This is a genomic window from Leifsonia sp. 563, assembly GCF_040545055.1.
Taxonomy (GTDB): domain Bacteria; phylum Actinomycetota; class Actinomycetes; order Actinomycetales; family Microbacteriaceae; genus Leifsonia.
This window is the reverse complement of record NZ_JBEPLE010000001.1, coordinates 769,076-794,229: the sequence shown is the minus strand read 5'-3', so window position 1 is coordinate 794,229 and position 25,154 is coordinate 769,076. Positions and strand designations below refer to the sequence as shown.

Below are 25,154 nucleotides of genomic sequence, written 5' to 3'. Positions count from 1 at the left end.
TTCTGCGCCGACCGTCGCAATAGTGCAACAGCGTTTGCGGCCGCAGGCGCGGCCCGCTCAGCCGACGATCAGTCGGGGCAGGTGGCCCGACGCGGTGAGGAGTCCGATCGTTACGGCCACAGCGATCGCCAGGACCGCGCTCAGGAGGAAACCGCGACGGCCGCGGCGCGACCTGACGCACAGGACGCCGATCGCTCCGAACAGCACCCCCTCCACCAGGAACCAGGGTTCGTTCCCGAACAGGTCCTGCAGGTCGGCAGCGCGCACGTCCACGGACGACCAGAGGGCTGACGGGTAGGTGACGGCCAGGGCACCGCCGATGCTGAGCACGCGCACCGTCATGTCGACCAGGGCGTGCATCACGCAGCCGACCACCACCACCCAGCATCCGACCACGTACGCGATGCGGAACCGCGTCGAGCGTATCCGCGGCGCCAGAAGCGCTGCGCCCGCCCCGAGAAGCAGTGCGACCATCGCGAACGCGTTGATGGCGGCGAAGGTGGCGTGCGCGTCGCCTCGGAGCCGGCCCGGAAGCGCAAGCGTGCCTCCGAAGGCGTAGTAACCGCGGAGAGCGCGTAGAGCGTCGACCAGCCGGCGGCCGTCCACGCCAGTGCGCGCAGACCGCGTGGCGTATCGTGCTCCGATTCCGGCGACGGAGGTCTCCGCGGAGCCGGCGCGATCGTCACGTGCGGAGGCTCTCCGCGTCGCGACGCGGGCGTACGCGGGCGCTCACACCCGCAGGGTCCCTTCGGCGACGACCAGCCCCGTGCCGGAGAGTTCGATCCGGTCGTCGTCCACGGTGACCCGCAGCCTGCTGGGGCGGCCGAGGGCCGCTCCCTGGATGATCGTCACCTGACCGTCCGGTGCCCGCAGCCCATCGCGGACGAGCAGTGCGGCGAGGGGGCCGGCGGCGGTCCCGGTGGCGGGATCCTCCGCGATGCCGACCGTCGGGTTGAAGAACCGGGCATAGGCGTCGGCCCCGTCGTCCCGATGCTCGGTGGAGTAGACGTAGCAGCCTTCGGCCTCGACCGACGCAAGCAGGGCAGCCAGTCGGCTGCTGTCCGGGATCGCGTCGTCGACGGCCGAGCGCCCCTTCAGCGGGACCATGAGGTGAGCCACGCCGGTGGACACGACCTGGGCCGGGCCCGGCGCGGCCTGGTCCGCATCCAGCGCCAGGATCTCCGCAAGCTCGCGATGCCGGTCCACTGCGCGAAGGAAACGGGGTGGAGCCTGCCTCATCGTGACCGTGGGCGGATGACCGGGCTTCCGATCGACGCCCACAGGCAGCGTCTCGTCGCCGATCTGCTGCCGGAACTCGGTGCGGTCGCCGGGAAGCGTCCCCGATCCCGCGAGCCAGATCCACGCGCCCATCGCGTTGTGCCCGGCGCCTCCGACTTCGACCCCGGCAGGGGTGAAGGAGCGTAGACGGTGGTCGGCGCCCGGCGAGGTCGGTGCAACCAGGAACGTGGTCTCCGACTGGTTGAACTCCCGCGCGATCGCCTTCAGTTGGGCCGTCGTGAGCGCATCTGCCGATGGCACGAGGGGCAGCGGGTTCCCCGTGAGTGCCGTGTCCGCGAAGACGTCGACCCAGAAGAAGCGCACATCCACTGCCGGCTCCTCTCCGCCTCTGATGCTCTCACGCGCACCCGCCGTCCGCACCCCGTTCACCCCCGCGTTACCTCCAGTTGCGACCACCGTCGCACCGGGCTCCTAGCGTTGCACACTGACCCACGAACAAGGCACGCGGTGAGCGGGGACGCAGGGAGGCTCCGGATGGGCAGGCACTACGACCTCGCGGTGGTCGGCGCCGGGATCGTCGGCCTCGGACATGCCGTCGCCGCGCTCCGGCGAGGACTGACCGTCGCCGTGATCGACCGGGCGTCCGGCGTGCAGGGCGCGTCCGTGCGCAACTTCGGCCATCTCGGCATCACCGGGCAGGAGGGCGAGGCTCGGGCCTACGCCGAGCTCGCCCGGGAACTGTGGCTGACCCTCGCACCGGAGGCCGGGTTCTGGCTGCGCGAGTCCGGCAGCGTCGTGGTGGCACGGGCGGACGACGAGCTCGCCGTGCTGGAGGAGTTCCGCGAGCGGCGGGGCGGCCACGATGTCCGGCTTCTCACTCCCGCCGAGGTGCGGGAGCGCGTCCCGGTCGCCGACGGCGTCGCGGTGGGCGGCGCGCTGCTTCCCTCCGACCTGCAGATCGACCCGCGGGAGGCCGCGGCGGCGATCGTCCGCTGGCTGGATGCCCACGGCGTCGACTTCTTCTGGCAGACCGCGGCGGCCGGCGTGGAGCCGGGACTGGTCCGCACGCCCCGCGGACGCGTGGCCGCCGACGCTGTCGTCGTCGCCGTCGGGCATGACGTCGACCACCTGTTCCCGGGCATCGCGGAGGCGCACGGCATCGAGCGCTGCGGCCTGGACATGATGCTCGTCGAGGCCGCGCTCGACCTCCCGCTTGCCGCGCCGGTGCTCACCGGATGGTCCCTGGTCCGCTACTCCGGCTTCGCCCGGACGCCCAGTGCCGAGGCTGTGCGCGAGCGGCTCGCCGTGGAGCAGCCGGCGCTGGCGGCGATGGACGTCAACCTCATGTTCACGCAGCGGCCCGACGGCACCCTGATCGTCGGCGACACCCACGCGCGCGGGGCGGACGCGTCGCCGTTCCAGCACGAGGAGGCGTTCGCCCTCCTGCTGGAGCAGACGCGCGAGCTGTTCGGCGTCGCCGACCTCAGGGTGCGGGAGCGCTGGCAGGGCGTCTACGCCGCCGCACCGGACGAGTTCCTGGTGGCCGCCCCGGCGCCCGGCGTCCGCGTCGTGTCCGTCACGACCGGCATCGGGATGACCACCGGTCTCGGCCTCGCCGACCGCGTCGTCGATGAGCTCTTCTCCGACGCCCCCGGCGCGCTGATCCCCGCGGGCGCCGCCCGCGTCCGCTAGACCGCACCATCGCAACGAAAGGCACCATCGTGACCCCAGACGGACGCATCACCAGCGAGTTCGACGACGTGACGGTCGACATCGAGCCGGTCCGCGGCGGGATTCCTGCGGCGGCCGGGCTCTCCGAGGAGGAGTGGGACGACCTGGACGACCTGGAGGACGGCCTGGACGAGGGCGACGCCGACGACCGTGACGAGGACGACCTCGCCGACCTGGAGCTGGTGGTGCTCGATCTCGCGGGCACGACCGTCCTCGACGACGGCCTCGTGCAGCGCGCGTTCGAGCGCGCCGTCGACGCCGCGGGCCTCGCGGAGACCCCGGAGCAGCGGATCGCCGCCCTCGATGTCGTCCGCGAGACCATGGGGCAGTCGAAGCTCGCGGTCTTCCGCTCGTTGAGCGCGGACGAGGACCAGGCGCAGCACGCGGACGCCGTCTTCGAGTCGACGTACGCCGAGCTGATCGCCGCGGAGGGTCTGCAGCCCGTCCCGGGCGCGGAGGACCTCATCCGCCGGTTGCGCGCGACGGGCGTCAAGGTGGCGCTGACCACCGGGTTCTCGCGGCGCACCCGCGATGTCGTCCTCGACGCCCTGGGCTGGCGCGACCTGGCCGATGTGACGCTGACACCGGCCGAGGCAGGCCGTGGTCGCCCGTACCCCGATCTGCCGCTGACGGCCCTGCTGCGCACGGGCGCATCCAGCGTCGAGGGGATGGTCGTCGTCGGCGACACCGCGAGCGACATCGCCTCGGGCATTGCCGCGGGCGCAGGCCTCGTCGTCGGCGTGCTGACCGGTGCGCACGACGAGCAGACCCTGCTGGACGCCGGCGCCGACGCGGTGCTCCCGAGCGTCGCCGACCTGCCGGAGCTGCTGGGCTACGACGTCCAGCGCGACACGGCATCGGGACACGGCATCCGGTGACGATCAAGGCGGTGACCCCGCGCGTCGTCGAGCCGCCGGCGCGCCTGGGGATGGGGGTCAGCGTGTATCCGTCGGCCACGGCCATGGTGTGGCCGGGCGACGCCCACACGCACGAGGCGGTGGCCGTGCCCGGCGTGCGCCTGGCGCCGGGGGACGTCCTGGTCGAGGTCGAGCTGGCGACGGTCTGCGGCACCGATGTGGAGGCGGTGCTCGGTCATCGCCGGACGCAAGCGCCGCTCGTGCTCGGTCACGAGCAGGTCGGCCGTGTGGTCGCGCTCGGCCGCGGCGGCGCGAAGACGACGGACGGACACCGCGTCTCGCTGGGGGAGCGGATCGTCTGGTCCGCCGCGGTCCCGTGCGGACGCTGCGTGCGCTGCCGCCGCGGCCTGCAACAGCAGTGCCTGAGCCTGCAGAAGTACGGACACGAGCGGATGCGCCGCGGCTGGGAGCTGTCGGGCGGCTTCGCCACGCACACGCACATCCTCGACGGCACTCCGCTCGTTCGCGTCCCGGAGGACATCCCGGCCGAGGTCCTCGCCCCGGCGTCGTGCGCGACCGCGTCGGTGGCGGCGGCGATCGAGGCGGCCGCCGAGCTCGTCCCGCTGGAGGGCGCCCTGGTGCTGATCGCCGGCGCCGGGATGCTCGGGCTGACCGCCACGGCGATGGCCGTCGAGGCCGGTGCGCGCGTGGTCGTGAGCGAGCCGATCCCCGAGCGCCGCGAGTCCGCCCTGGCTTTCGGCGCGTCGGGCGCCGCAGACCCGGCCGCGCCCGCGGGGTCTCCGACGGGACTGGCCGCCGTGCTCGCCAAGACGGGCGGCCGCACGCCGGCCCCGACCGTGGCGCTCGAGCTCTCCGGCAGCCCGGCCGCGGCGCGCTCCCTGCTCGACGCGCTCGACGTCGGCGGCGTCCTGGTGCTCGTCGGCCAGTCGGTGCCCGGGCCCGACCTCGGCATCGCGCCGGACGCCCTGATCCGGCGTCTGATTACCATCCGCGGCGTCCACAACTACGCCTCCCGGCATCTGGAGCAGGCCGTGCGGTTCCTGGCCGACGCGTGGCAGCGCTACCCCTTCGCCGAGCAGGTCGGCGAGACGTTCGCGCTCGCCGACGTGGATGCGGCGCTCGCCGCCCGCACGCATCCGCGCGTCGCGGTGCGGCCGTAGCCTGGGGTGGTGTTCGACCGATTCTTCGACATGATCCGTGCCGTCCCGGTGCCGGACGACGCCGAGCTGCTGTACGGCGACGACGAGCTCGGCCGCCTGCGGGAGCGCAACCTGCGCCGCTACCTCGCGGTGCCGCACGCGCCCATCCTGCTTCTCGGCGAGGCCCCCGGCTGGCGCGGGATGACGGTGACCGGAGTGCCGTTCACCTCGGTCCGCGAAGTGGATGCGGGCGTGCTGCCCGGTCTGGAGCTCCCGCCGGATCCGCAGGCGCCGTGGGAGGCGTCCAGCCGGGTCGTCTGGGAGACGATGCGCGACTGGCGCGGGCCGCTGCCGTTGTCGTGGCCGATCTACCCGCACCACCCGTTCGTCGCCGGCAAACCGCAGACGAACCGCACCCCGCGCTCGTCGGAGGTGCGCGAGGGGGCGCCGGTCGCGCTGGAGCTGATCCGGGAGCTGGGCGTCGAGACGATCGTCGCGGTCGGGCGGAAGGCGCAGGGTGCGCTCGCGGAGGCGGGCATCGAGGCGCCTGCCGTGCGGCATCCCGCGCAGGGCGGCGCACGGATGTTCTCCGAGCAGCTGATCGCGCTCAACCGGGCGATGCTCGACGCCGGCTGAACGCATCCCGCGAGGTCGGTCAGTCGAGCGCCACGGCCTCGCGGTGCTGCCGCGTCTTCTCGAGGTACACCGCGGCGTTCTGCGCGATGCCCTGCAGTTCGTCGTCGGTCAGCTCGCGGCGGACCTTCGCCGGAACTCCCGCGACGAGCGATCGCGGCGGGATGTCGGCGCCCTGTGTGACGACGGCTCCGGCGGCGACGAGGGATCCGGTCCCGATGCGGGCGCCGTTGAGGATGGTCGCGCTCATGCCGATGAGCACGTCGTCCTCGATCGTGCAGCCGTGGAGCACGGCGTTGTGGCCGACGGAGACGCGCTCGCCGAGGGTGAGCGGGAAGGCCGGGTCGACATGGGCCGAGACGTTGTCCTGGAGGTTCGAGTCCCGTCCGATGACGATCGGCGCGTTGTCGGCACGCACGACCGCGCCGTACCAGACGCTCGCTCCGGGATGCAGCGTGACGTCGCCGACGACCGTCGCGCCGGGCGCCACCCAGGCGTCCTCGGCGACTTGGGGTGAGCCTCCGTCGGGGAGGGCGAAGAGCATGGGATCTCCTTCCGGCCGTCGTGACCACGGTACTTGACGCGTATTCACCCATGCCGTATATTCCAAGTGGAATAATCAACCGAACAACATTGAGAGCATGTCCGAACCTCGCACCCTCACCCCCCTCGCCGTCGCCGCGCTCGCGCTGCTGGCCGAGGGCCCGTCGCATCCGTACGAGATGTACCAGACGCTCATGCAGCGTTCGGAGGACCGGCTGGTCAAGGTGCGGCCCGGCTCGCTCTACCACACCGTCGATCGGATGGAGGCGCACGGTTTCGTGCGCGCCACCGGCACCGAGCGCGAAGGCAACCGGCCGGAGCGCACCACCTACGAGATCACCGACGCGGGCACCCGCGCGCTGGGGGAGCGCATCACCGAGATCATCGGAACGCCCACCAACGAGTACCCGGAGTTCCCGCTCGGCCTCGGCGAGGCGCACAACCTCCCCATCGAGACCGTGATCGCGCTGCTCCGCAAGCGCGTGGCCTTGATCCGAGCCGACACCGGGGTGCTGGATGGCGCTATCGCCGACCTGACGCAGCGCGGGGTGCCGGCCAAGTACTGGCTGGACGTCCGCTACCAGCGGGCGATCACCGCCACAGAGGCGGACGTGCTCGAAACCCTGATCGCAGACCTCCAATCGGGCACCGTCTCGTGGTCCGAAGAAAAGCATTGAGAGAAGACTCATGGAACGTCAACTGAAGCCGTGGCCCGCCCTCTGGGCGCTCGTCATCGGGTTCTTCATGATCCTGATCGACACCACCATCGTGTCGGTCGCCAACCCGTCGATCATGGAGGGCCTGAAGCTCGGCACCGACTACAACGCCGTCATCTGGGTGACGAGCGCGTACCTGCTCGCCTACGCGGTGCCGCTGCTCATCACCGGCCGCCTCGGCGACCGGTTCGGCCCGAAGAACCTCTACCTGATCGGCCTGGTGGTGTTCACCCTGGCGTCCGCCTGGTGCGGTTTCGCCGGATCCATCGGCTTCCTGATCGCCGCGCGCGTGGTCCAGGGCCTGGGCGCCGCGCTGATGACGCCGCAGACGATGGCGGTCATCACCCGCATCTTCCCGCCGGAGCGCCGCGGCGCCGCCATGGGTCTGTGGGGCGCCGTCGCCGGCGTCGCCACCTTGATCGGCCCGCTGCTCGGCGGCGTGCTCGTCGACAGCCTGGGATGGGAGTGGATCTTCTTCATCAACGTCCCCGTCGGCATCGTGGCGTTCATCCTCGCGATGCGTCTCGTCCCGAAGCTCCCGACGCACTCGCACAGCTTCGACGTGCTCGGCGTCATCCTCTCCGGCGTCGGCATGTTCCTGCTCGTCTTCGGCATCCAGGAGGGCAGCACCTACGACTGGGGCGTCATCTGGGGCCCGATCTCGGTGTGGGGTCTGATCATCGCCGGCATCGTCGTGCTCGCCGCCTTCGTCGTCTGGCAGGCCTTCAACAAGAAGGAGCCGCTGCTCCCGCTGCCGCTGTTCCGCGACCGTAACTTCTCGCTGTCGAACGGCGCCATCACGACCGTCGGCTTCGCCGTGACCTGTATGGCGCTGCCGCTGGTGTTCTACTTCCAGACCGTGCGCGGCCTGACGCCGACCGAGTCGGCTCTGATGCTGGCGCCGACGGCCGTCTTCTCGGGCGTGCTCGCGCCGTTCGTCGGCCGGCTCATCGACAAGGTGAACCCGCGCAACATCGCCACCCCGGCGCTCGTGCTGTTCGCGTTCGCCCTCTTCCTCTACTCGCGGATGCTGTCGCCGGACGTCAACATCTTCCTGCTCCTCATCCCGAGCGCCCTGATGGGCATCGCGATGTCGGGCGTCTGGGGACCGATCTCCACCACGGCGACGCGCAACCTGCCGATGAACCAGGCGGGCGCCGGCTCCGGCGTCTTCAACACCACCCGTCAGATCGGCGCGGTGCTGGGCAGCGCATCCATCGCCGCCCTGATCGAGGGACGCCTCGCCGTCGACCTGCCGAAGATCCCAGGCGGCGCGAACGCCAGCGAGGCGGCCGCGGGGACGGAGCTGCCGCAGGTGCTGCACGCGGGCTTCACCCAGGCGATGTCGGAGGCCCTGCTGCTTCCGGCGGCCGTCGCCTTCCTCGGCGCGCTGGTCGTCGTCTGGTGGGAGCGGCCGAAGCCGCCCGCGTGGGCGCGTCAGGCCGGCGGAGCCGGTGCGGGTGCCGGTGCCGCTGTTGCGGGCGCCCCGGCCGCCGACGGCGCGCCGGTCGCCGCGGGTGCGACCGTCGAGTCCGCCGATGCCGCCACGCACGGCGCCCACGCCGCCCCGGTCCCGGTGGATGCGACACCGCACGGTGCGCACGCCGCTCCGGTGCCGCCCGCGACGGACCTCGCCCCCGGCGACGAGCCGCCGCACGGTCTCCACGCCGCGCCCGTCACCGACTGACGCCGACCGACACGAAAAAGGGAGGAGGTCGCAGCCACCCCGGCTGCGACCTCCTCCCTTTCGCGTTCTTTTCGGCCGCTCAGGCCGAGATCTCCTCCGCTTCCGTCACCACACGGACCGCGTTCGACCACGGATCGTCGAAGCCGAGCGACCGGCCGTCGTCGCGGGTCTGCACGCCGTAGTGCCGCATCCGCTCGGCCAGGGCGCCGACATCGTCGGACGACGGCAGCTTCAGCTGCACCTCGCCGAGGCCCAGGGCGAGCCGGCGGCGCCCGGCGCCGCGGCTGTTCCACGTGTTCATGGCCATGTGGTGGTGGTAGCCCCCGGCGCTGACGAACAGCGCCGAACCGCCGAGGGATGCGGTGGCCTCGAACCCGAGCCGGTCGACGTAGAACTCACGGGCCGTCGCGACGTCTCCGACCGAGAGGTGCACGTGACCGACGGAGGCGTCGCCGAACACCGGCGTCCCGTTCGAGACGGTGGCCGCCTCCGCAAGCGCGACGCCGCGCTCCGTCAGGTGCTCGTTGAGGAAGGCGTTCGGGTCGAGGTACAGCGTGTCCATCTCGACCTGGCCGTGCGTCCAGCTCCACAGCGAGCGGTCGCGGTCCCAGTACAGCTCGACGCCGTTCCCCTCCGGGTCGGTGAAGTAAAACGCTGTGCTGACCAGGTGGTCGGCGCTGCCGGTGAAGGTGCCCGGTGCGCGGCGGGCGACCGAGTACACGGCGGCGGCCAGCGTCTCGGGGGTGTCGAACACGATCGCGGTGTGGAACAGCCCGGCCTCGCCGGGGCCGGCGTGCTTCAGCTCGGGTGCGTGCTCGAGCACGACCGCGGGGGTCGCTCCGCGCCCGAGGACCACGCGGCCGCCCTCGGCGGCGAGGACGCTCAAGGTGACGGCGTCACGGTAGTACGCGGTCATCCGGTCGAGGTCGGCGACGCGGAGGGTCACCGCGCCCATCGCGGAGTCGGCGGGGAGGAGTTCGGTCATGGTGAGGACAACGCCCCAGGTCACCGGGGTATTTCTCGCGTTCGCCGAGAGCGGTTCTGGGCGTCAGGTCTCGATCGCTCCGCCCGTCTCGGCGAGGTAGCGGCGCAGGGTCAGACCCGGGTCGGCGGCCTGCATCCGGCGGTAGCGGGCGAAGTCGAGCTGGTCGCGCAGGGAGGCGCCCGAACGCATCCGCTCGGCCTGCGCCCCCTCGACCGATTGGATGCGCGCCGCCTCGGCGAAGAGCACATCGCGGTCCGCGGCGTCGATCACGAGCACTCCGTCGTCGTCGGCCACGATCCAGTGCTCCGGTGTGACCGCCACCCCGTCAAGGAACGCCGACCGCATCGCGGAACCGGCCGGCGGGACGCGGCGAGGACCGAAGGGATGCGCACCGCGGCTGAACACGGGCAGCCCGATCTCGCGCAACTGGGCGGTGTCGCGGTGACGTCCCCAGATGACCGCGCCGGACATCCCGGCGGTCGCCGCCTCCAGCAGCATCAGGTCGCCGACGCACGCCTCGTCGTCGCGGCCGCCGTTGTCCACGACGAGCACGGCGCCCGGGGGAGCGTCGTCGATCGTCTCCAGCAGCACGTCGACGCTTCCCAGATGCGTCACGGGAGCGGCGGGACCGGCGAAGGGCCGACCGGGGAGCAGGGCGACGAGGTCGACGGGAGCCGTCCCGACGGCGATGCCGAGACGTACGGCGGCGTCGGCGATCGCGGCGGTCGCGGGAGGTGCGGAGGAGAGGGCTGCAGCATCCATGTCGCGACGCTATACCGCGGGGCATGCGCGGTCGGGCATGCGAGCCGTCAAGCGGCGCGTGCGTCCTACTCGCCGGTGAGCCGCTCCAGCAGCTCGCGGTAGCGCGCGGCCGTCCGCTCGACGATGTCGGCGGGAAGCTCGGGCGGCGTTCCCGTCTTGTCCCAGTTCGCGGCCAGCCAGTCGCGCACGATCTGCTTGTCGAAGCTGGCCATCCGCTCCTCCGCCGTGGTCCCGGTCGCATACGCGGCGGCATCCCAGTAACGGCTGGAGTCGCTGGTCAGCACCTCGTCGGCGAGCGTGATCTCGCCTGTCGTGCGGTCGGCGCCGAACTCGAACTTGGTGTCGGCGATGATGATGCCGCGCGCCTCCGCGATCGCGGCTCCGCGCGCGTACACGTGCAAGGAGAGGCGCCGAAGCTCCTCCGCGACCTCCGGCCCGACCAGCTCGACTGTGCGCTCGAAGCTGATGTTCTCGTCGTGCTGCCCGATCGGCGCCTTCCAGGCGGGCGTGTAGAGCGGCTCGGGCAGCCGATCGCCGTTCTGCAGGCCCGATGGCAGCGGGATGCCGCACACGCTCTGCGACGCGCGGTACTCCGCCCAGCCGCTCCCGGTGAGGTAGCCGCGGACGACGCACTCGATCGGGAACATGTCGAGCGGCTTCACCAGCATCGAGCGTCCGGCGACCTCCGCCGGGATGCGCTCGACGACGGTGTCGCCGACGAGCGTGTGATCGGGGATGAGGTGGTTCGGCACGTCATCCAGCTGGTCGAACCACCACAGGCTCAGCGTCGTGAGCAGTTCGCCCTTCGCCGGGATGCCGGGCTCCAGCACGTGGTCGAACGCGCTCACGCGGTCGCTCGCGACGACGAGCACGCTGTCCGTGTCGGCGAGGCTGGAGGCGCCCTCCGGCACGTACAGGTCGCGCACCTTGCCTGAGTAGACGTGGACCCATCCCGGAAGTTCGCTCACCCGTCCATCGTAGAGCGAGCGGCGAACCTCCCGGGCGGGGTCGTCAGGCCGCTACGTCAGCAGCTTGGCCTTGGCGGCCGAGAACTCCTCGTCGGTGAGCACGCCCTGCGTGTGAAGCGTGGCCAGCTGCTGCAGCCGCGTCATCAGGTCGTCGGCCGGAGCCGCCTGCTGCTGCGCCGCCGCCTGCTGCGCGGCCGCCTGCTGGGCGGCGGCCTCCTGCTGCGCCTGCGCCTCCTGGGCCTGCTGCGCCGCCTGCTGCTGCTCGTACTGCTCCTGCTCGTACTGGTTCTGGTACTTCTGCTGCTGGTGGTGCTGGACACCGCCGGCCACCGCCGTCGCGGTGCCGGCGACGACCGCCGTGCGCGCCGCCATCCCGATCAGTCCCGGGCGTCCCATTCGTCTCAATGGCATGGTGTTCTCCTCAGCCTTCCGTGGTCTCGAGCTCGTCGTAGGCGTCGGACGCGACCGCGTTGAGCACCGGCGCGGGGATGCGCTCGCTGTGCAGCACGACACCGCCCGACTGGAAGAACCGGCTCGCCAGGTCCTTCGCCCAGAGGTGCTCGATCACGAGGATCGCCCCCGTGGATCCGGGCTCCAGGAGTTCGGCGATCTGCTGAACGTCCTCGTCCCCGGCGAGCCCGGTGGCGTCGAGCGTGATGTCGGTCATCCCGATCTCGTCGCCGATCTCCTCCAGCTCGATGATGTCGACGCTGCCGTCGTCGTGGCGTTCGACGAACACCAGGTCGAGCAGTCGCACCGTGCCGTTCTCGACCAGGTCGAGGATCGCTTCGACGACGCCCGCAGACGGTCGATCGGTGTCGAACTGGGCGACCATGAACTCCGCCGGACCGTACTCGAATTCGGCCATTTCATCCTCTTCTCCGCGGCCCACCCCGCTGTCACGCGCACCATACTGCGGCGCGGAGAGGCCCGGCAATGCACCACTTCCGCGGATCGGGGAGTGGCGTAATGTGCCCGGTCACATTTCCTAGAATGGGGATGTCGATCGGAGCGGATGGCCGCCCGACGACCAACCGGGAGGACCTCGATGGCCGAGAAGAACTGGGCGGGCAACTACGAGTATCAGGCCGAGCGCATCGCCCGGCCGGACACGATCGACGAACTGCGCGACCTGGTGCTGAGCGCCCCCGCGGTGCGCGCTCTCGGCAGCAGGCACTCCTTCAACGACCTCGCCGACACCCCCGGTCTGCTGATCAGCACGGCCGGCCTGCCCGGCGACATCCGCATCGACGAGGCCGCACGCACGGTCACCGTCGGCGGCGGCGTCCGCTACGGCGACCTCGCGCGCGAGCTGCAGGAGGCGGGATGGGCGCTGCACAACCTCGCGTCCCTCCCGCACATCTCGGTCGCGGGCGCCATCGCGACGGCGACGCACGGTTCGGGCGACCGCAACGGCAACCTGTCCACCGCGGTGGCGGGCCTGCGCATCCTCACCGGCTCCGGCGACCTGGTCGAGCTGCGGCGCGGCGACGAGGGGTTCGAGGGAGCCGTCGTCGGTCTCGGCGCGCTCGGCGTCGTAACGGATGTGACCCTCGACATCCGGCCGACCTACGACGCACGTCAGCGGCTGTTCGGCGGCGTGCCGTGGAAGGCCGTGATCGATCGGTTCGACGAGGTCACCTCAGCGGCCTACAGCGTGAGCCTGTTCACGACGTGGGATGAGGAAGCGGTCTCGCTCGCCTGGCTGAAGGAGCTCGACGGGGTCGAGACGCTGATCGAGGACGACTTCTTCGGGGCGCCGGCGCTGACCGAGCCGCGGCACATGATCCAGACGATGGATGTGCGCAACACCACCGAGCAGCTCGGCGTGGTCGGGCCGTGGAGCGAGCGGCTGGCGCACTTCCGGTTCGAGTTCACGCCGTCGAACGGAGCGGAGATCCAGTCGGAGTACCTGGTGCCGCGCGCCCGCGCCGTCGAGGCGATCGAGGCCGTGCGTGCGCTGGCTCCGGTGGTGGCTCCGCTGCTGCAGATCTCGGAGATCCGCACGGTCGCGGCCGACGACCTGTGGCTGTCGAGCGCGTACCAGACGGACGCGGTCGGCCTGCACTTCACGTGGTTCCGCGACCAGGCGGGCGTGGAGGCGGTGCTCCCGCAGTTGGAGGCCGCACTGCTGCCGCTCGGCGCGCGTCCGCACTGGGGCAAGCTGTACGTCGACCGCGACCGCGTCGTCCCGTCCCTCTACCCGCGCCTGGCCGACTTCGCGGCCCTCACGCAGCGCTTCGATCCCGCCGCGCGCTTCCGCAACCCGTTCCTCACGCGCCTCCTCCCCTAGCCCCCACCGTCACAAGCCAACAGCTCCTGAGTTTTTCCGCCTTTTCGTCCCGAAATGGCCGAAAAACTCAGGAGCTGTTGGCTTGGGGGAGGGGTCAGGAGACGCGGGCGGCGATATCGGTGCGGTACTGGGCACCCTCGAGGTGGATGCGGTCGAGCGCCGCGTAGGCACGGGAGCGCGCCTCGGCGAAGCCGGTGCCGCGCGCGACGACCGACAGCACGCGTCCTCCGGTCGCGATCAGCTCGCCGGTCGCCTCGTGGCGCGCGGTCGCCGCGTGCGCGATGGTCACCTCGGGCACGGCGGCCGCTTCACCGAGGCCCGTGATCGGCCGGCCGGTCTGCGGCGCCTCCGGGTACCCCTCGCTGGCGAGCACCACGGTCACGGCCGTGTCGAGCGCGAACTCCGGGCGGGGCAGTCCGCCGAGGCCGCCGGTCGCCGATGCGAGCAGCAGCGTCGACAGCGGGGTCACGAGCCGCGGGAGAACGACCTGCGTCTCCGGGTCGCCGAACCGGGCGTTGAACTCGATCACGCGGATGCCGCGGTCGGTCAGGATGAGCCCGCAGTAGAGCAGGCCGATGAACGGCGTCTGCTCCCGCGCCATCGTCCGGACGGTCGGCAGCGCGATCGTGTCGATGACCTCGTCCACGAAGCCTTCCGGCAGCCACGGAAGCGGCGAGTAGGCGCCCATCCCGCCGGTGTTCGGGCCGGCGTCGCCGTCGAGAAGCCGCTTGTAGTCCTGCGCGGGCGAGAGCGGCAGCACGTCGTGCCCGTCGCTGAAGAGGAACAGCGAGACCTCCTGCCCGTCGAGGAACTCCTCGACCAGCACGCCGCCGTGCCGCAGCCAGTGCGTCGCGTGCTCGACAGCGGCATCCCGCTCCTCGGTCACGAGCACGCCCTTGCCGGCGGCCAGCCCGTCGGCCTTGACGACGTAGGGCGCACCGAACTCGTCGAGCGCGCGCTCCGCCTCGGCCAATGTCTCGGCCCGCACCGCCCGCCCGGTCGGCACCCCGGCCGCATCCATGATGCGCTTCGCGTACGCCTTCGAGCCCTCCAGCTGAGCGGCCGCCTTGCCCGGTCCGAACACGGGGATGCCGCGGGTGCGCAGCGGGTCGGCGACGCCGGCGACGAGCGGCGCCTCGGGGCCGATGACGACCAGTTCGATGTCGTTCTCGAGCGCGTACTCGGTGACTGCGACGCCGTCCAGCGGATCGAGCGACGTCTCGACCCGGACGTCCTGTGCGATCCCGGCGTTCCCGGGCGCCGCCACGATGTCGTGGCGCACCTCCTCGGCGAGCAGGGCGGTGATGATGGCGTGCTCACGGGCACCGGAACCGAGGACGAGAATCTTCACGCCACCATGCTAGAGGGAGTGGATGCGGCGCTCCGGCTCCAGGCGTGCGCGGTGGAAGGATGGATGCCATGGCGAGAGCGAAGATCGCGGACGAGGTCGGCGGCCCGGCCGTCCGGGCGGCCGTCGCGGGCGGCGCCGACCGGAACACCACGGCGACGGCGGTGCGCTATCTGCTGCAGCTGCTGGCGGAGCGTGCGCCGGGCAACACCGTCGAGGTGCGCGTGCCGCCGTTCGGGGCGGTGCAATGCATCCCCGGTCCGCGTCACACGCGTGGGACGCCGCCGAACGTCATCGAGACGGATGCCGCCACGTGGCTTGCGCTCGCCTCCGGTTCGATGACGTGGGACGAGGGGATCGCGTCCGGTGCGGTGCACGCATCCGGCCAGCGGGCGTCCCTCGAAGGACTCCTCCCGCTGCGCTACTGAGCTGGCGGGCGCGTGGCCGGCGTGCCGTCAGCGCATCCCGCCCAGTACGCCCACGATCGCGGCGACGACCAGCAGCAGCGCGAACCCGCCCGCTGCCGCAGGGCCGAGTGCAGCGGCGATCCGGGATGCGGCTGCCGGGCTCTTCGAGGTGCTCATACCCATTCAGACGGCCGGGACGACGGGTCATGACGGCCGACGGCCGCTCAGGTTCGATCTGGGAGAATGAAGGCATGAGCGACACCCCCGAGGACCGGCAGGTCAGCGACCCGCAGGTCACCGACCCGCAGGTCGAGGAGACCGTCACACCCGCCGAGGTCCGCGTGCGCCGCTCCCCGCGCTACTTCCGCTTCATGATCACCGGCGCGATCCTCTTCGCCATCGTCGCTCTCATCCTCACCTTCTCCTTCCCGGAGAACCCGACGTACGACCGCGGTTCCGTGTTCGGCTTCCTGCTCGCGATCGGCGTGACGGTGGGCGTCGCGGTCGGCGCCGTCGTCGCTCTGGTGCTCGACCGGGTGACCGCCCGTCGAGCGCGCAGCGTCCAGGCGGATAGAATCGACGTGCGCGTCCCCGAGCCCGGGTCGTCGCCCGTGCGGCACGAGGGCTCGCAGCCGGAGCCCGGCACGAACGACAGCAGCACGAGCGACACCCAGAGCTGAACATCCCGACTTCCTGAAAGGGGTCCGCTGTGGCCGGAGGCGACGGTCTTCTCAGTCACGATCTGCTACCCGGCGAGAAGGGGCCGCAGGACGCCTGTGGTGTCTTCGGCGTCTGGGCTCCCGGTGAGGAGGTCGCCAAGCTCAGCTACTTCGGGCTCTACGCGCTCCAGCACCGCGGCCAGGAGTCGGCAGGCATCGCGACGAGCGACGGCGACAAGATCCTGATCTACAAGGACATGGGTCTGGTCTCCCAGGTCTTCAACGAGAACGCGCTGAACTCGCTGCCCGGCCACATCGCCGTCGGCCACACGCGTTATTCCACCACCGGCGCATCCAGCTGGCAGAACGCGCAGCCGACCCTCGGCTCCACGGCGAGCGGCACCGTCGCCCTCGGCCACAACGGCAACCTGACCAACACCGCCGAGCTGATGCAGCTCGTCCACGAGCGCTACCCGCAGCACGACGGCGAGCTCAGCCGGGGCAACACGACCGACACGGCGGTCGTCACGGCGCTCCTCACCGGCGACCTGGACCACACGCTCGAGGCGACCGCCCTGGAGGTGCTGCCGCGTCTGCGCGGCGCCTACTGCCTGGTCTTCATGGACGAGCACACGCTGTACGCCGCCCGCGACCCGCAGGGCGTCCGCCCGCTGGTGCTCGGCCGCCTGGAGCGCGGGTGGGTCGTCGCCTCCGAGACCGCAGCACTCGACATCGTCGGCGCCAGCTTCGTGCGCGAGGTCGAGCCGGGCGAGCTGATCGCCATCGACGAGAACGGCCTCCGCAGCCAGCGCTTCGCCTCCGAGAAGCGCGCGGGATGCGTCTTCGAGTACGTCTATCTGGCACGTCCCGACACCACCATCTCCGGCCGCGGCGTCTACGAGGCCCGCGTCGAGATGGGCCGCCAGCTCGCTCGCGAGCACGCGGTCGAAGCCGATTTGGTCATCCCGACGCCCGAGTCCGGCACCCCGGCGGCCATCGGCTACGCGCAGGCGTCCGGCATCCCGTTCGGTCAGGGCCTCGTCAAGAACTCGTACGTCGGCCGCACGTTCATCCAGCCGTCGCAGACCATCCGCCAGCGCGGTATCAAGCTGAAGCTGAACCCGCTGAAGGAGGTCATCAAGGGCAAGCGCCTGATCGTGGTCGACGACTCCATCGTTCGCGGCAACACGCAGCGCGCACTGGTGTCGATGCTCCGCGAGGCCGGTGCGGCCGAGGTGCACGTCCGCATCTCGAGCCCGCCCATCACCTGGCCGTGCTTCTACGGCATCGACTTCGCCTCGCGCGCCGAGCTGATCGCCACGGGCCTGGGGGTGGAGGAGGTGCGCCAGTCGATCGGCGCCGACAGCCTCGGCTACCTCTCCGAGGACGGCATGATCGACGCGACCGAGCAGCCGCGCGAGCTGCTGTGCACGGCGTGCTTCACGGGCAAGTACCCGATCGAGCTCCCGGACGCGCACCACCTGGGCAAGAACCTGCTCGAGCGTCCGGAGGTCAGCCCGACGGACGACGGCTCCGACGCGACGTCCGATGGATGCGAGCCCGGCCCGGACTCGGAGCTCGAGCCGCTGCTCAGCTTCGGTGACCCCGGCCGCCAGGAGTAGGGGCGCTTTTCCGCTGCCAACGGCCCCCGGATACGATGGACCGGTGACCGACTCCGCAGCCTCCTCGTCCGCTTCCTACGCCGCCGCCGGCGTCGACACCGCTGCGGGCGACCGGGCCGTCGAGCTGATGAAGGCGGCCGTCGGCCGCACCCACGGACCTGAGGTGCTGGGCGGCGTCGGAGGGTTCGCCGGCCTGTTCGACGTCTCGTTCCTGAAGGACTTCGACCGCCCGCTGCTGGCCACGTCCACCGACGGTGTCGGCACCAAGGTCGCCATCGCGCAGGCGCTCGACAAGCACGACACCATCGGTCAGGACCTGGTCGGGATGGTCGTCGACGACATCGTCGTGGTCGGGGCTCGTCCGCTGTTCATGACCGACTACATCGCGTGCGGCAAGGTCGTCCCGGAGCGGATCGCCGCGATCGTCGCGGGCATCGCGACCGCGTGCGCGGAGACCGGCACCGCCCTCGTCGGCGGCGAGACCGCCGAGCACCCTGGTCTGCTCGGGCCGGACGACTACGACGTCGCGGGCGCAGCGGTGGGAGCGGTCGAGGCGGATGCCGTGCTCGGCGCCGACCGCGTGCGAGACGGCGACGTCGTGCTCGCGATGGCCTCGTCCGGTCTTCACTCCAACGGCTACTCGCTGGTCCGCCACATCCTCGCCGCGCGCGGCATCGGGTTCACCGATCAGTCCGCCGAGTTCGGCGGTGTCGTCGGCGAGGCCCTGCTCGAGCCGACGCGCCTGTACACGGGCCCGCTCCTGCGCGTTCTGCAGGACCCGGCGCTCGACGGCGCCATCCACTCGCTCAGCCACGTCACCGGCGGGGGCATCGCCGCGAACCTCGCCCGCGTCCTCCCGGTGGGCTCGTGGGTCGAGGTCGACCGGTCCACCTGGTCGCCGACGCCGGTCTTCCGCATCCTGAGCGATCTCGCGGGCAGTTCGCTCGAGTCGAGCGAGGGCACCTGGAACCTCGGCATCGGGATGTTCGCGGTCGTCGCGCCGGAGGCCGCGGATGCGGTCGCGGCGGCGATCACGGCCGACGGCATCCCCACCTGGCGCGCCGGCGTCGTCTCGACGTCCGCGCGCGACCTGACCGGGTTCGAGCAGGGCGCCAAGGGCGTCGACGGCGGCGCCGTGCGCCTCGTCGGCTCCTACGCCGGCTGACCTCACGTCACCCTTTTTGGTCGGAGCGCGGTCGGGCGTCCTCCCGCTAGAGTGACGCGTGTGAGCCGACCGACCGCCCGCTTCCGCCTGGCGTCGGCGCTCACCCTTCTCGCTCTTTCCGGCCTCGGGGTCGTGGCCGCTGCCTCTCCGGCGCTGGCGGATCCGCCCGTCTCCGTGCAGCCCGCGCCGGCCGACGCGCTCACCCCGCTGGTCGACTGTGTTCAGGATGCGCCGCTCGGCACCGTCGCGGCCCGCACGGTCGTGCTCGGCTACCGTTCGACGGCGTCCGTGCCGGTCTCCGTCCCCGCTGGAGGCGGGTCGAACGACCTCACGACCGGTGCCGCCGACCGGGGCCAGCCGTCCGTCTTCGAGCCGGGCGAGCATCACGGTGTCTGGCTTCTGACCGTGGATGCCGCTGCCGAGCCCACGCTCGGCTGGCGCCTGGGCCCGACCACCACCGATTTCGCCGCCGCACCCGCCTGCACGGCGGCGACCGCTGTCACTCTCAGCACGCCGGCGAAGGTCGCGGCCGGCGGCACGGCTGCCGTCTCGGCGACGGTGACTCGGATGCTGCTCGCGGCCCCCGGATCCGGCACGGTCGCCTTCGCCCTCGACGGAGGGGCGCAGGTCGTTGCGCCCGTCTCCGCGTCCGGCGTCGCGCGCGCCGACCTCCCGGTGTCCGCCGCGGGCACGCACACCGTCACGGCGACGTTCCAGCCCGCGCAGGCGTCCGGGCTCCTCAGCGCGGTCGGAACCGCGACGTTCACCGCGACGGCACCGAGTGCCCCGCTGACCGTCGCGACCGACTCGGTCGTCGCCGGGAGCACCAGCGTCCTCGTCACTGTTGCCCGCTCGTCCGGCGCAGGCGATGCGACGGTCGACGTCATGACCGCCGACGGCACCGCCCGCGCAGGCGCCGACTACACGGCGCTGGCAACCACGGTCGCGCTGGCCGACGGTCAGACGACGGCCACGGTCCGGGTGCCGCTCGCCTCCCGCCCTGCGGGATCGCCCGCCGCAACCTTCTTCGTGCTGCTGCAGCGCGCATCCACCTCGGTGACGACGGCCTCGGCGACCGTCGCGCTGCCTGCCGTCGCCGCCGTGGCGCCCGCGACGGCAGCGGCCGCAGGCACGCATGGCGGTAATGCTGCGCCGGCGGCGGTCTCGTCCGTGCTCCCGCCGGACGACCCGACGGCCGCCGGCCCGGGCGCGACGACGGCCGCCGGACAGGACCTCGCCCTGCTGTTCGGGGGCATCCTGCTCACCGCGGGCGGCATCCTCGGCGTCCTCGGGCTCGTGCGTGCGGCCGGGATGCGCGAAGCACGGGCATGACAAACGTCACCCGCAGATCCTGACACCCGCTCTGCTCTGCGCCGGACGCCGGTCGGCACTCTGGAGAGGTGAACGAGACACCCGCCATCCACCTGTCCGGCCTGCGCAAGACCTTCGGCGCGCTGACCGCCGTCGACGGCGTCGATCTGAGCATCCGCCCGGGCGAGGTCGTCGCCTTGCTCGGCCCTAATGGGGCCGGCAAGTCCACCACCATCGACCTCGCGCTCGGGCTCGCGCGTCCGACCGCGGGACGGGCTGAGCTGTTCGGCGCCGCGCCACGCCAGGCGGTCGCCGCCGGCCGCGTCGGCGCCATGCTGCAGGGCGGCGCGCTGCTGCCCACGCTGACGGTCGCCGAGTCGGTGGCGCTGGTCGCCGCGGCCCACCGGCACCCCCTCAGCGTCGCCGAGGCCCTCGAACGCGCGCGGTGCACGGAGATCGCGCGTCAGCGCGTCTCCAAGCTGTCCGGCGGTCAGCTCCAGCGCGCACGGTTCGCCGTCGCCGTCGTCTCCGACCCGGACCTCCTGTTCCTCGACGAGCCGACGGCCGCGATGGATGTGGAGGCGCGCCGCACCTTCTGGCAGTCGATGCGCGAGTTCACCGACGCCGGGCGGACGGTCGTGTTCGCCACCCACTACCTCGACGAGGCGGACGAGTACGCCGACCGCATCGTCATGATGGCGCGCGGACGGATCGTGGCCGACGGCACGCCCGCGGAGGTCAAGGCGGTCGTGTCCGGTCGCCGCATCCGCGCCACCGCCGCTTTCCCGGAGACCGGTGCCGGCACCGCAGCGCTGAACGCGCTTCCCGGAGTGCGCAGCGCCGAGCGCCGCGGCGACGTCCTCACCCTCGTCAGCGACGACTCCGACGCCACCCTGCGCGCACTGCTCGCGACGCACCACGACATCCACGACATCGAAGTGACCGCGCACACCATGGACGAGGCATTCCTCGCCCTCACCGAGGCGCGCGACACCGAAGGAGCACTCTCATGAGCATCGCCTACCTGGGGCGCGAGTCCCTCCGCCAGCTGAAGAACATGCGCGCGATGATCTTCACCCTCGCCGTTCCGCTCGTCATGCTGTTCGCCTTCGGGGGCACGTTCGGCGGCGCCGGGCAGGTCGATTCGACGACGCACCTGCCGTGGATCGTGGTCACGACCATCCAGGTCGCCGCCTACGGCGGGATGATGTCGGCTCTGTCGCAGGCGTTCCAGATCGTCACCGAGCGCTCCATCGGCTGGAACCGGCAGCTGCGGATCACGCCGCTGAGCGGCACGGGCTACCTCGTGTCGAAGCTCGTCGCCGCCCTGGCGCTCGCCCTGTTCAGCATCGTCGTCATCATCGGCGTCTCCATCGCGCTGTATCATCCCGACCTGTCCGTCGGCAGCTGGCTTCTCGCCGGGCTGGCGATCTGGTGCGGTGTGATCCCGTTCGCGCTGCTCGGCATCCTGATCGGGCAGTTCGCCAAGCCGGAGTTCGCCCAGCCGCTGTTCATGGCCGTCTTCATGGGCATGGCCGTGCTCGGCGGCCTGTGGATCCCGCTGCAGGTGTTCCCCGCCTGGGTGGCGGACGTGGCGCGGGCCGTTCCGTCGTACTGGCTCAACCGCGTCGGTCAGCTCGGCGCGCTGCAGAGCGGCGACGCGCTGACGCCGGCGATCGTGCTCACCGCGTGGGCGCTGGCGCTGGGGGCGCTCATCGTCTGGCGCTACCGGCGCGATGCGGCGCGGGGCTGAGCGGCGCCGGGCCGCTGGCTAAGGTAGCAACGTGTTCTCGCGTGAGGTGCCGGAGGTCCGTCCGGTCGGATGGCGCGCCCGCCTCCTCCACCCGGCCGCGTACCGCTGGTACCCGGGCGCGACGATCGGCCTGCTGTACCAGGCCTCGGTGCTCGTCGGACTGTGGACGGCGCAGGGCACGGTCACCGAGAAGCTGGGGATCACGGCCCTGCTCGCCGTGGTCTACCTCGGCTTCCTCGTGCTCCCGCCGCTCCTCTGGTGGGAGACGGAGCGCCGGCGACTGGTCGGGATCGGCCTCTACTTCGCGCTCACGCTGACGCTCTTCCCGCTCATCGGGGTCGTGGCCTGCTGGACCTGGGTCTACGTGGCGTGCGTCGCCGGGATGGTGGTGTCGCGCACTCCGATCGCGTTGGCCATCATCGGGGCGCTCGGCGGACTCCAGCTCATCGTGCTGACGGTCGCCGGAACCGTGGACGACTGGTTCATCGCGCTGGTCACCGTGTCCATCGGCGTGATGATGAGCGCATTCGCCCGACAGATCGACGCCCTCCGACGGCTGCGCAACGCTCAGGGCGAGATCGCCCGGCTGGCCGTCATCGAGGAACGCGCCCGGTTCTCCCGCGACATGCACGACGTGCTGGGGCACTCGCTCACCGTCGTCACGGTCAAGTCGGAGCTCGCCCGCAAGCTCATCCCCGTCGACCCGGATCGGGCGGCGGAGGAGATCGCCGACATCGAGCGTCTCAGCCGGTCGGCGCTGGCCGACCTGCGCGCCGCTGTCGCCGGGTACCGCGAGATGAGCCTGTCGACCGAGCTGGCCGCTGCGCAGGCGGGACTGGCGGCCGCCGACATCCACGCGCACCTCCCCCGCAACGGTGAGGAGGTCGACCCGGAGCTGCGCGAGCTGTTCGGCTGGGTGCTGCGCGAGGGCGTCACCAACGTGATCCGCCACTCCGGCTCGCGCAACTGCTGGGTGACCGTCGGACCGGAGAGCCTCGACATCGAGGACGACGGGCGCGGCCCGCACGGGAGCGGGCCGGAACCGGCGCCGGTGGGGGCGGAGGTCTCGCCCTCCGCGCGCGACGGATCCGGCCTCGCCGGTTTGAGCGCCCGCGCCGCGCAGGTCGGCGCCAGGATCGCCGTCGGATCCGGACCCCGCGGAGGCACTCTGCTGAGCGTGAGGAGGGCCGTGTGACCGACACCATCCGGCTGTTGCTGGCCGACGATCAGGCACTGGTCCGCGGCGCGCTCGCTGCCCTGCTCGACCTCGAACCGGACCTCGAGGTGGTCGCCCAGGTCGGGAGGGGCGACGAAGTCGTGGATGCGGCCCGCGCATCCCGAGCCGATGTCGCGCTGCTCGACGTGGAGATGCCCGGCGCGGACGGCATCCAGACGGCGGCACAGCTGCGGGCCGCCGTGCCCGGGTGCCGGTCGCTGATCGTGACGACGTTCGGGCGGCCGGGCTATCTGCGCCGCGCGATGGAGGCAGGCGCTTCGGGGTTCGTCGTCAAGGACACCCCGTCGGGTCAGCTGGCGGATGCTGTGCGCCGGGTGGCCGCCGGGCTGCGGGTGGTCGACCCCGCGCTCGCGGCTGAGTCGCTCGCGTCTGGAGCGTCACCGCTGACAGTGCGGGAGGCCGAGGTGCTGGAGGTCGCAGCCGAGGGCGGGACCATCTCGGACATCGCCCGCCGGCTGCACCTCAGCGACGGGACGGTCCGGAACCACCTCTCGAGCGCGATCGGGAAGACGGGCGCGCGCAACCGTTCCGAGGCCGCGTCTATCGCGACACGACAGGGCTGGCTCTGAGCCGCGAAGGATCGCAGCTCAGTACGGGCGGTCGGCGCTAGGCGCGCTTCGGAGTGCCCGTCTCCTCGTCCTCGTCTTCGTACGCATAGGCGTCCTCGGACTCGGTCTCGTCCTCCGCCTCGTACTCGGCCCACTTCGCGTATTGCTCGTCGTCGCCATGGGAGTGGCCGGTCAGCTCACGCTCCAGAGCGTCGTAGTTCACATTGGGACTGAACGACTTCAACTGCCGCGCGATCTTGGTGTGTTTTGCCTTCTGACGGCCGCGCCCCATGCGTGACCCCCTTTTGGTCCCAGCCCGGGCGAGAGAGGCTCCCCGGGGATCGAATAGAAACAGTGAAAACTAGCATGGAGTTTAGCATGCGGACATCACGGACCCCCGAGTTCCCGCACAGCGAGAAGTGATGGGATAAGCGGGTGAGCACGACCAGGACCGAGACCCAGGTGGTGGTCATCGGCGCGGGCCAGGCAGGGCTCGCCGTCGCCTACTATCTGCGGCGGTTCGAGCTGACCCCGGGCGAGGATTTCATCGTCTATGACCGCGGTCCTGTGACCGGCGGAGCCTGGCAGCACCGGTGGGATGCGCTCAAGCTCGGCAGCGCCCATCACGTGAACGATCTGCCGGGGATGTCGGAGCTGGGTCTCAGCTTCGACACGGCCGACCGGTCGCTCCCGGCACGTGACATCGTCGCCGGCTACTACCGCCGCTACGAAGACCATTTCGGCCTCCAGGTGCAGCGACCGGTGGCCGTGCACAGCGTCTCCGACCGGGGCGCGGATCTCGTCGTCGAGCACAGTGCGGGTGAGACGGCGACGCGCATCGTCGTCAACGCCTCGGGAACCTGGGGCTCGCCCTTCGTGCCCTACTACCCGGGAATGAATGACTTCGCCGGGCGTCATGTCCACACCTCGACGTACCGCTCGGCCGACGAGTTCGCCGGTCAGTCGGTGGTCGTCGTGGGCGGCGGCACGAGCGCGATCGGCTTCCTGCTCGAGCTGGAGGGTGTGGCCGAGTCGCTTACCTGGGCGACCAGGCGGCCGGTGGACTTCCGCGACGAGTCGGAGCTCACCATCGAGGGCGGCGTCGCTGCGGTGGCGATGCAGGATGCGGCGGCGCGCGCCGGGGAGGCCCTCCCGTCGATCGTGAGCGGCACGGGCGTCCCTCGCACGCGACGGATCGCCGCCGGGATCGAACGCGGCGTGCTCATCGAGCGCCCGATGTTCACCCGCATCGAGAAGGACGGCGTGCGCTGGCCGGACGGCTCGTTCACCCGTGCCGACGCGATCATTTGGGCGACCGGGTTCCGGCCGGAGCTGCGTCATCTGGCCCCGCTGCACCTGCGGGAGAAGACGGGCGGTCTGACCGTCGCCTCCGGTGCCTCCTGGCAGGACTCGCGCATATTCCTCGCCGGGTATGGTCCGCAGGCGTCGACGATCGGCGCGAACCGCGCCGGCCGGATCATCGCGCGCCAGATCATGGCGCAGCTGTAAACGGCAGCTCTGCCCCGGCAC

28 protein-coding genes are annotated in these 25,154 nt (G+C 71.6%); 17 read left to right on the top strand and 11 right to left on the bottom strand.

The window, feature by feature from the left end; translation table 11 throughout:
- Nucleotides 1-57 precede the first annotated feature (57 nt).
- Together ABIC47_RS03850 and ABIC47_RS03845 are read right to left on the bottom strand one after the other, a co-directional pair.
- Nucleotides 58-606: a hypothetical protein gene (locus ABIC47_RS03850; RefSeq protein WP_354477345.1), complete on the bottom strand. Its 549-nt coding sequence runs from the start codon at nucleotides 604-606 to the stop codon at nucleotides 58-60.
- A 123-nt stretch (nucleotides 607-729) separates the two neighbouring features.
- Nucleotides 730-1,608, bottom strand: coding sequence for a PhzF family phenazine biosynthesis protein (locus tag ABIC47_RS03845; protein WP_354477342.1), 879 nt, complete (start codon nucleotides 1,606-1,608; stop codon nucleotides 730-732).
- A 165-nt stretch (nucleotides 1,609-1,773) separates the two neighbouring features.
- Here ABIC47_RS03845 and ABIC47_RS03840 point away from each other — a divergent pair, with 165 nt between their 5' ends.
- From ABIC47_RS03840 to ABIC47_RS03825, 4 genes are read left to right on the top strand one after another with little or no spacing between them, the layout of a single operon-like run.
- Nucleotides 1,774-2,931 carry a TIGR03364 family FAD-dependent oxidoreductase gene (locus ABIC47_RS03840; RefSeq protein ID WP_020076631.1) on the top strand — a complete coding sequence of 386 codons (1,158 nt, stop codon included), beginning with the start codon at nucleotides 1,774-1,776 and terminating at the stop codon, nucleotides 2,929-2,931.
- Between the two features lie 29 nt (nucleotides 2,932-2,960).
- Nucleotides 2,961-3,848 carry a phosphonatase-like hydrolase gene (locus ABIC47_RS03835; RefSeq protein WP_354477339.1) on the top strand — a complete coding sequence of 296 codons (888 nt, stop codon included), beginning with the start codon at nucleotides 2,961-2,963 and terminating at the stop codon, nucleotides 3,846-3,848.
- Complete coding sequence (locus ABIC47_RS03830; RefSeq protein ID WP_089878151.1) at nucleotides 3,845-5,008, top strand: alcohol dehydrogenase catalytic domain-containing protein; 1,164 nt, start codon at nucleotides 3,845-3,847, stop codon at nucleotides 5,006-5,008. Before ABIC47_RS03835 ends, ABIC47_RS03830 begins: the two co-directional genes overlap by 4 nt.
- 9 nt (nucleotides 5,009-5,017) lie before the next feature.
- Nucleotides 5,018-5,623, top strand: a complete 606-nt coding sequence (locus ABIC47_RS03825) for a uracil-DNA glycosylase (protein WP_354477336.1) — start codon at nucleotides 5,018-5,020, stop codon at nucleotides 5,621-5,623.
- 19 nt (nucleotides 5,624-5,642) lie between these two features.
- Here the strand turns inward: ABIC47_RS03825 and ABIC47_RS03820 are convergent, their stop codons facing one another.
- Nucleotides 5,643-6,164 carry a gamma carbonic anhydrase family protein gene (locus ABIC47_RS03820; RefSeq protein WP_354477333.1) on the bottom strand — a complete coding sequence of 174 codons (522 nt, stop codon included), beginning with the start codon at nucleotides 6,162-6,164 and terminating at the stop codon, nucleotides 5,643-5,645.
- Nucleotides 6,165-6,261: 97 nt separating this feature from the next.
- On the opposite strand from ABIC47_RS03820, the gene ABIC47_RS03815 reads away from it, so the two are divergent.
- Together ABIC47_RS03815 and ABIC47_RS03810 are read left to right on the top strand one after the other, a co-directional pair.
- A complete protein-coding gene (locus tag ABIC47_RS03815) occupies nucleotides 6,262-6,840 on the top strand; it encodes a PadR family transcriptional regulator (protein ID WP_354477330.1) in 579 nt (192 codons plus the stop codon).
- A gap of 10 nt (nucleotides 6,841-6,850) precedes the next feature.
- Complete coding sequence (locus tag ABIC47_RS03810; protein ID WP_354477327.1) at nucleotides 6,851-8,566, top strand: DHA2 family efflux MFS transporter permease subunit; 1,716 nt, start codon at nucleotides 6,851-6,853, stop codon at nucleotides 8,564-8,566.
- A gap of 79 nt (nucleotides 8,567-8,645) precedes the next feature.
- On the opposite strand, the gene ABIC47_RS03805 is transcribed toward ABIC47_RS03810, so the two are convergent.
- The 5 genes from ABIC47_RS03805 to ABIC47_RS03785 form a co-directional block, all read right to left on the bottom strand.
- The gene (locus ABIC47_RS03805) at nucleotides 8,646-9,551 is read right to left on the bottom strand and encodes a VOC family protein (protein WP_354478697.1); all 906 of its coding nucleotides are present in this window, start codon (nucleotides 9,549-9,551) and stop codon (nucleotides 8,646-8,648) included.
- 63 nt (nucleotides 9,552-9,614) lie between these two features.
- Complete coding sequence (locus ABIC47_RS03800) at nucleotides 9,615-10,313, bottom strand: RraA family protein (RefSeq protein WP_354477324.1); 699 nt, start codon at nucleotides 10,311-10,313, stop codon at nucleotides 9,615-9,617.
- 65 nt (nucleotides 10,314-10,378) lie between these two features.
- Nucleotides 10,379-11,281, bottom strand: coding sequence for a phosphoribosylaminoimidazolesuccinocarboxamide synthase (locus ABIC47_RS03795; RefSeq protein WP_309854384.1), 903 nt, complete (start codon nucleotides 11,279-11,281; stop codon nucleotides 10,379-10,381).
- A 51-nt stretch (nucleotides 11,282-11,332) separates the two neighbouring features.
- Complete coding sequence (locus ABIC47_RS03790) at nucleotides 11,333-11,677, bottom strand: SHOCT domain-containing protein (protein WP_018192349.1); 345 nt, start codon at nucleotides 11,675-11,677, stop codon at nucleotides 11,333-11,335.
- 25 nt (nucleotides 11,678-11,702) lie between these two features.
- Nucleotides 11,703-12,149, bottom strand: a complete 447-nt coding sequence (locus ABIC47_RS03785) for a DUF6325 family protein (protein WP_354477319.1) — start codon at nucleotides 12,147-12,149, stop codon at nucleotides 11,703-11,705.
- Between the two features lie 180 nt (nucleotides 12,150-12,329).
- Here ABIC47_RS03785 and ABIC47_RS03780 point away from each other — a divergent pair, with 180 nt between their 5' ends.
- The gene (locus tag ABIC47_RS03780) at nucleotides 12,330-13,574 is read left to right on the top strand and encodes an FAD-binding protein (RefSeq protein WP_354477316.1); all 1,245 of its coding nucleotides are present in this window, start codon (nucleotides 12,330-12,332) and stop codon (nucleotides 13,572-13,574) included.
- Between the two features lie 94 nt (nucleotides 13,575-13,668).
- Here the strand turns inward: ABIC47_RS03780 and purD are convergent, their stop codons facing one another.
- Nucleotides 13,669-14,925 carry a phosphoribosylamine--glycine ligase gene (gene purD, locus ABIC47_RS03775; RefSeq protein WP_020076642.1) on the bottom strand — a complete coding sequence of 419 codons (1,257 nt, stop codon included), beginning with the start codon at nucleotides 14,923-14,925 and terminating at the stop codon, nucleotides 13,669-13,671.
- Between the two features lie 68 nt (nucleotides 14,926-14,993).
- Between purD and ABIC47_RS03770 the strand changes: the two genes are divergently transcribed.
- Nucleotides 14,994-15,350: a sterol carrier family protein gene (locus ABIC47_RS03770; RefSeq protein ID WP_089878123.1), complete on the top strand. Its 357-nt coding sequence runs from the start codon at nucleotides 14,994-14,996 to the stop codon at nucleotides 15,348-15,350.
- 27 nt (nucleotides 15,351-15,377) lie between these two features.
- On the opposite strand, the gene ABIC47_RS03765 is transcribed toward ABIC47_RS03770, so the two are convergent.
- Nucleotides 15,378-15,506 carry a hypothetical protein gene (locus tag ABIC47_RS03765; RefSeq protein WP_354477311.1) on the bottom strand — a complete coding sequence of 43 codons (129 nt, stop codon included), beginning with the start codon at nucleotides 15,504-15,506 and terminating at the stop codon, nucleotides 15,378-15,380.
- A 74-nt stretch (nucleotides 15,507-15,580) separates the two neighbouring features.
- On the opposite strand from ABIC47_RS03765, the gene ABIC47_RS03760 reads away from it, so the two are divergent.
- From ABIC47_RS03760 to ABIC47_RS03725, 8 genes are all read left to right on the top strand, one after another.
- Entirely contained in the window at nucleotides 15,581-16,009 is a 429-nt protein-coding gene (locus ABIC47_RS03760) for a hypothetical protein (protein WP_354477308.1), read from the top strand.
- Between the two features lie 29 nt (nucleotides 16,010-16,038).
- Nucleotides 16,039-17,610: an amidophosphoribosyltransferase gene (gene purF / locus ABIC47_RS03755; protein ID WP_018192343.1), complete on the top strand. Its 1,572-nt coding sequence runs from the start codon at nucleotides 16,039-16,041 to the stop codon at nucleotides 17,608-17,610.
- Between the two features lie 43 nt (nucleotides 17,611-17,653).
- On the top strand, nucleotides 17,654-18,775 hold the full coding sequence (gene purM / locus ABIC47_RS03750) for a phosphoribosylformylglycinamidine cyclo-ligase (RefSeq protein ID WP_020076645.1): 1,122 nt from the start codon (nucleotides 17,654-17,656) through the stop codon (nucleotides 18,773-18,775).
- A gap of 60 nt (nucleotides 18,776-18,835) precedes the next feature.
- Nucleotides 18,836-20,107, top strand: a complete 1,272-nt coding sequence (locus ABIC47_RS03745; RefSeq protein WP_354477303.1) for a Calx-beta domain-containing protein — start codon at nucleotides 18,836-18,838, stop codon at nucleotides 20,105-20,107.
- 68 nt (nucleotides 20,108-20,175) lie between these two features.
- Nucleotides 20,176-21,099 (top strand): ABC transporter ATP-binding protein, encoded by a 924-nt coding sequence (locus tag ABIC47_RS03740; protein ID WP_354477300.1) that lies wholly within the window; start codon nucleotides 20,176-20,178, stop codon nucleotides 21,097-21,099.
- On the top strand, nucleotides 21,096-21,839 hold the full coding sequence (locus ABIC47_RS03735) for an ABC transporter permease (protein ID WP_018192340.1): 744 nt from the start codon (nucleotides 21,096-21,098) through the stop codon (nucleotides 21,837-21,839). The genes ABIC47_RS03740 and ABIC47_RS03735 overlap by 4 nt, the downstream gene beginning before the upstream one ends.
- Before the next feature lie 31 nt (nucleotides 21,840-21,870).
- Nucleotides 21,871-23,034 carry a sensor histidine kinase gene (locus ABIC47_RS03730; protein ID WP_354477297.1) on the top strand — a complete coding sequence of 388 codons (1,164 nt, stop codon included), beginning with the start codon at nucleotides 21,871-21,873 and terminating at the stop codon, nucleotides 23,032-23,034.
- Entirely contained in the window at nucleotides 23,031-23,645 is a 615-nt protein-coding gene (locus ABIC47_RS03725; RefSeq protein ID WP_354477294.1) for a response regulator, read from the top strand. Before ABIC47_RS03730 ends, ABIC47_RS03725 begins: the two co-directional genes overlap by 4 nt.
- 37 nt (nucleotides 23,646-23,682) lie before the next feature.
- Here ABIC47_RS03725 and ABIC47_RS03720 read toward each other — a convergent pair whose 3' ends face one another.
- Entirely contained in the window at nucleotides 23,683-23,916 is a 234-nt protein-coding gene (locus tag ABIC47_RS03720) for a DUF3073 domain-containing protein (protein WP_018192337.1), read from the bottom strand.
- A 143-nt stretch (nucleotides 23,917-24,059) separates the two neighbouring features.
- On the opposite strand from ABIC47_RS03720, the gene ABIC47_RS03715 reads away from it, so the two are divergent.
- The gene (locus tag ABIC47_RS03715) at nucleotides 24,060-25,133 is read left to right on the top strand and encodes an NAD(P)-binding domain-containing protein (RefSeq protein ID WP_018192336.1); all 1,074 of its coding nucleotides are present in this window, start codon (nucleotides 24,060-24,062) and stop codon (nucleotides 25,131-25,133) included.
- Nucleotides 25,134-25,154: the final 21 nt, after the last annotated feature.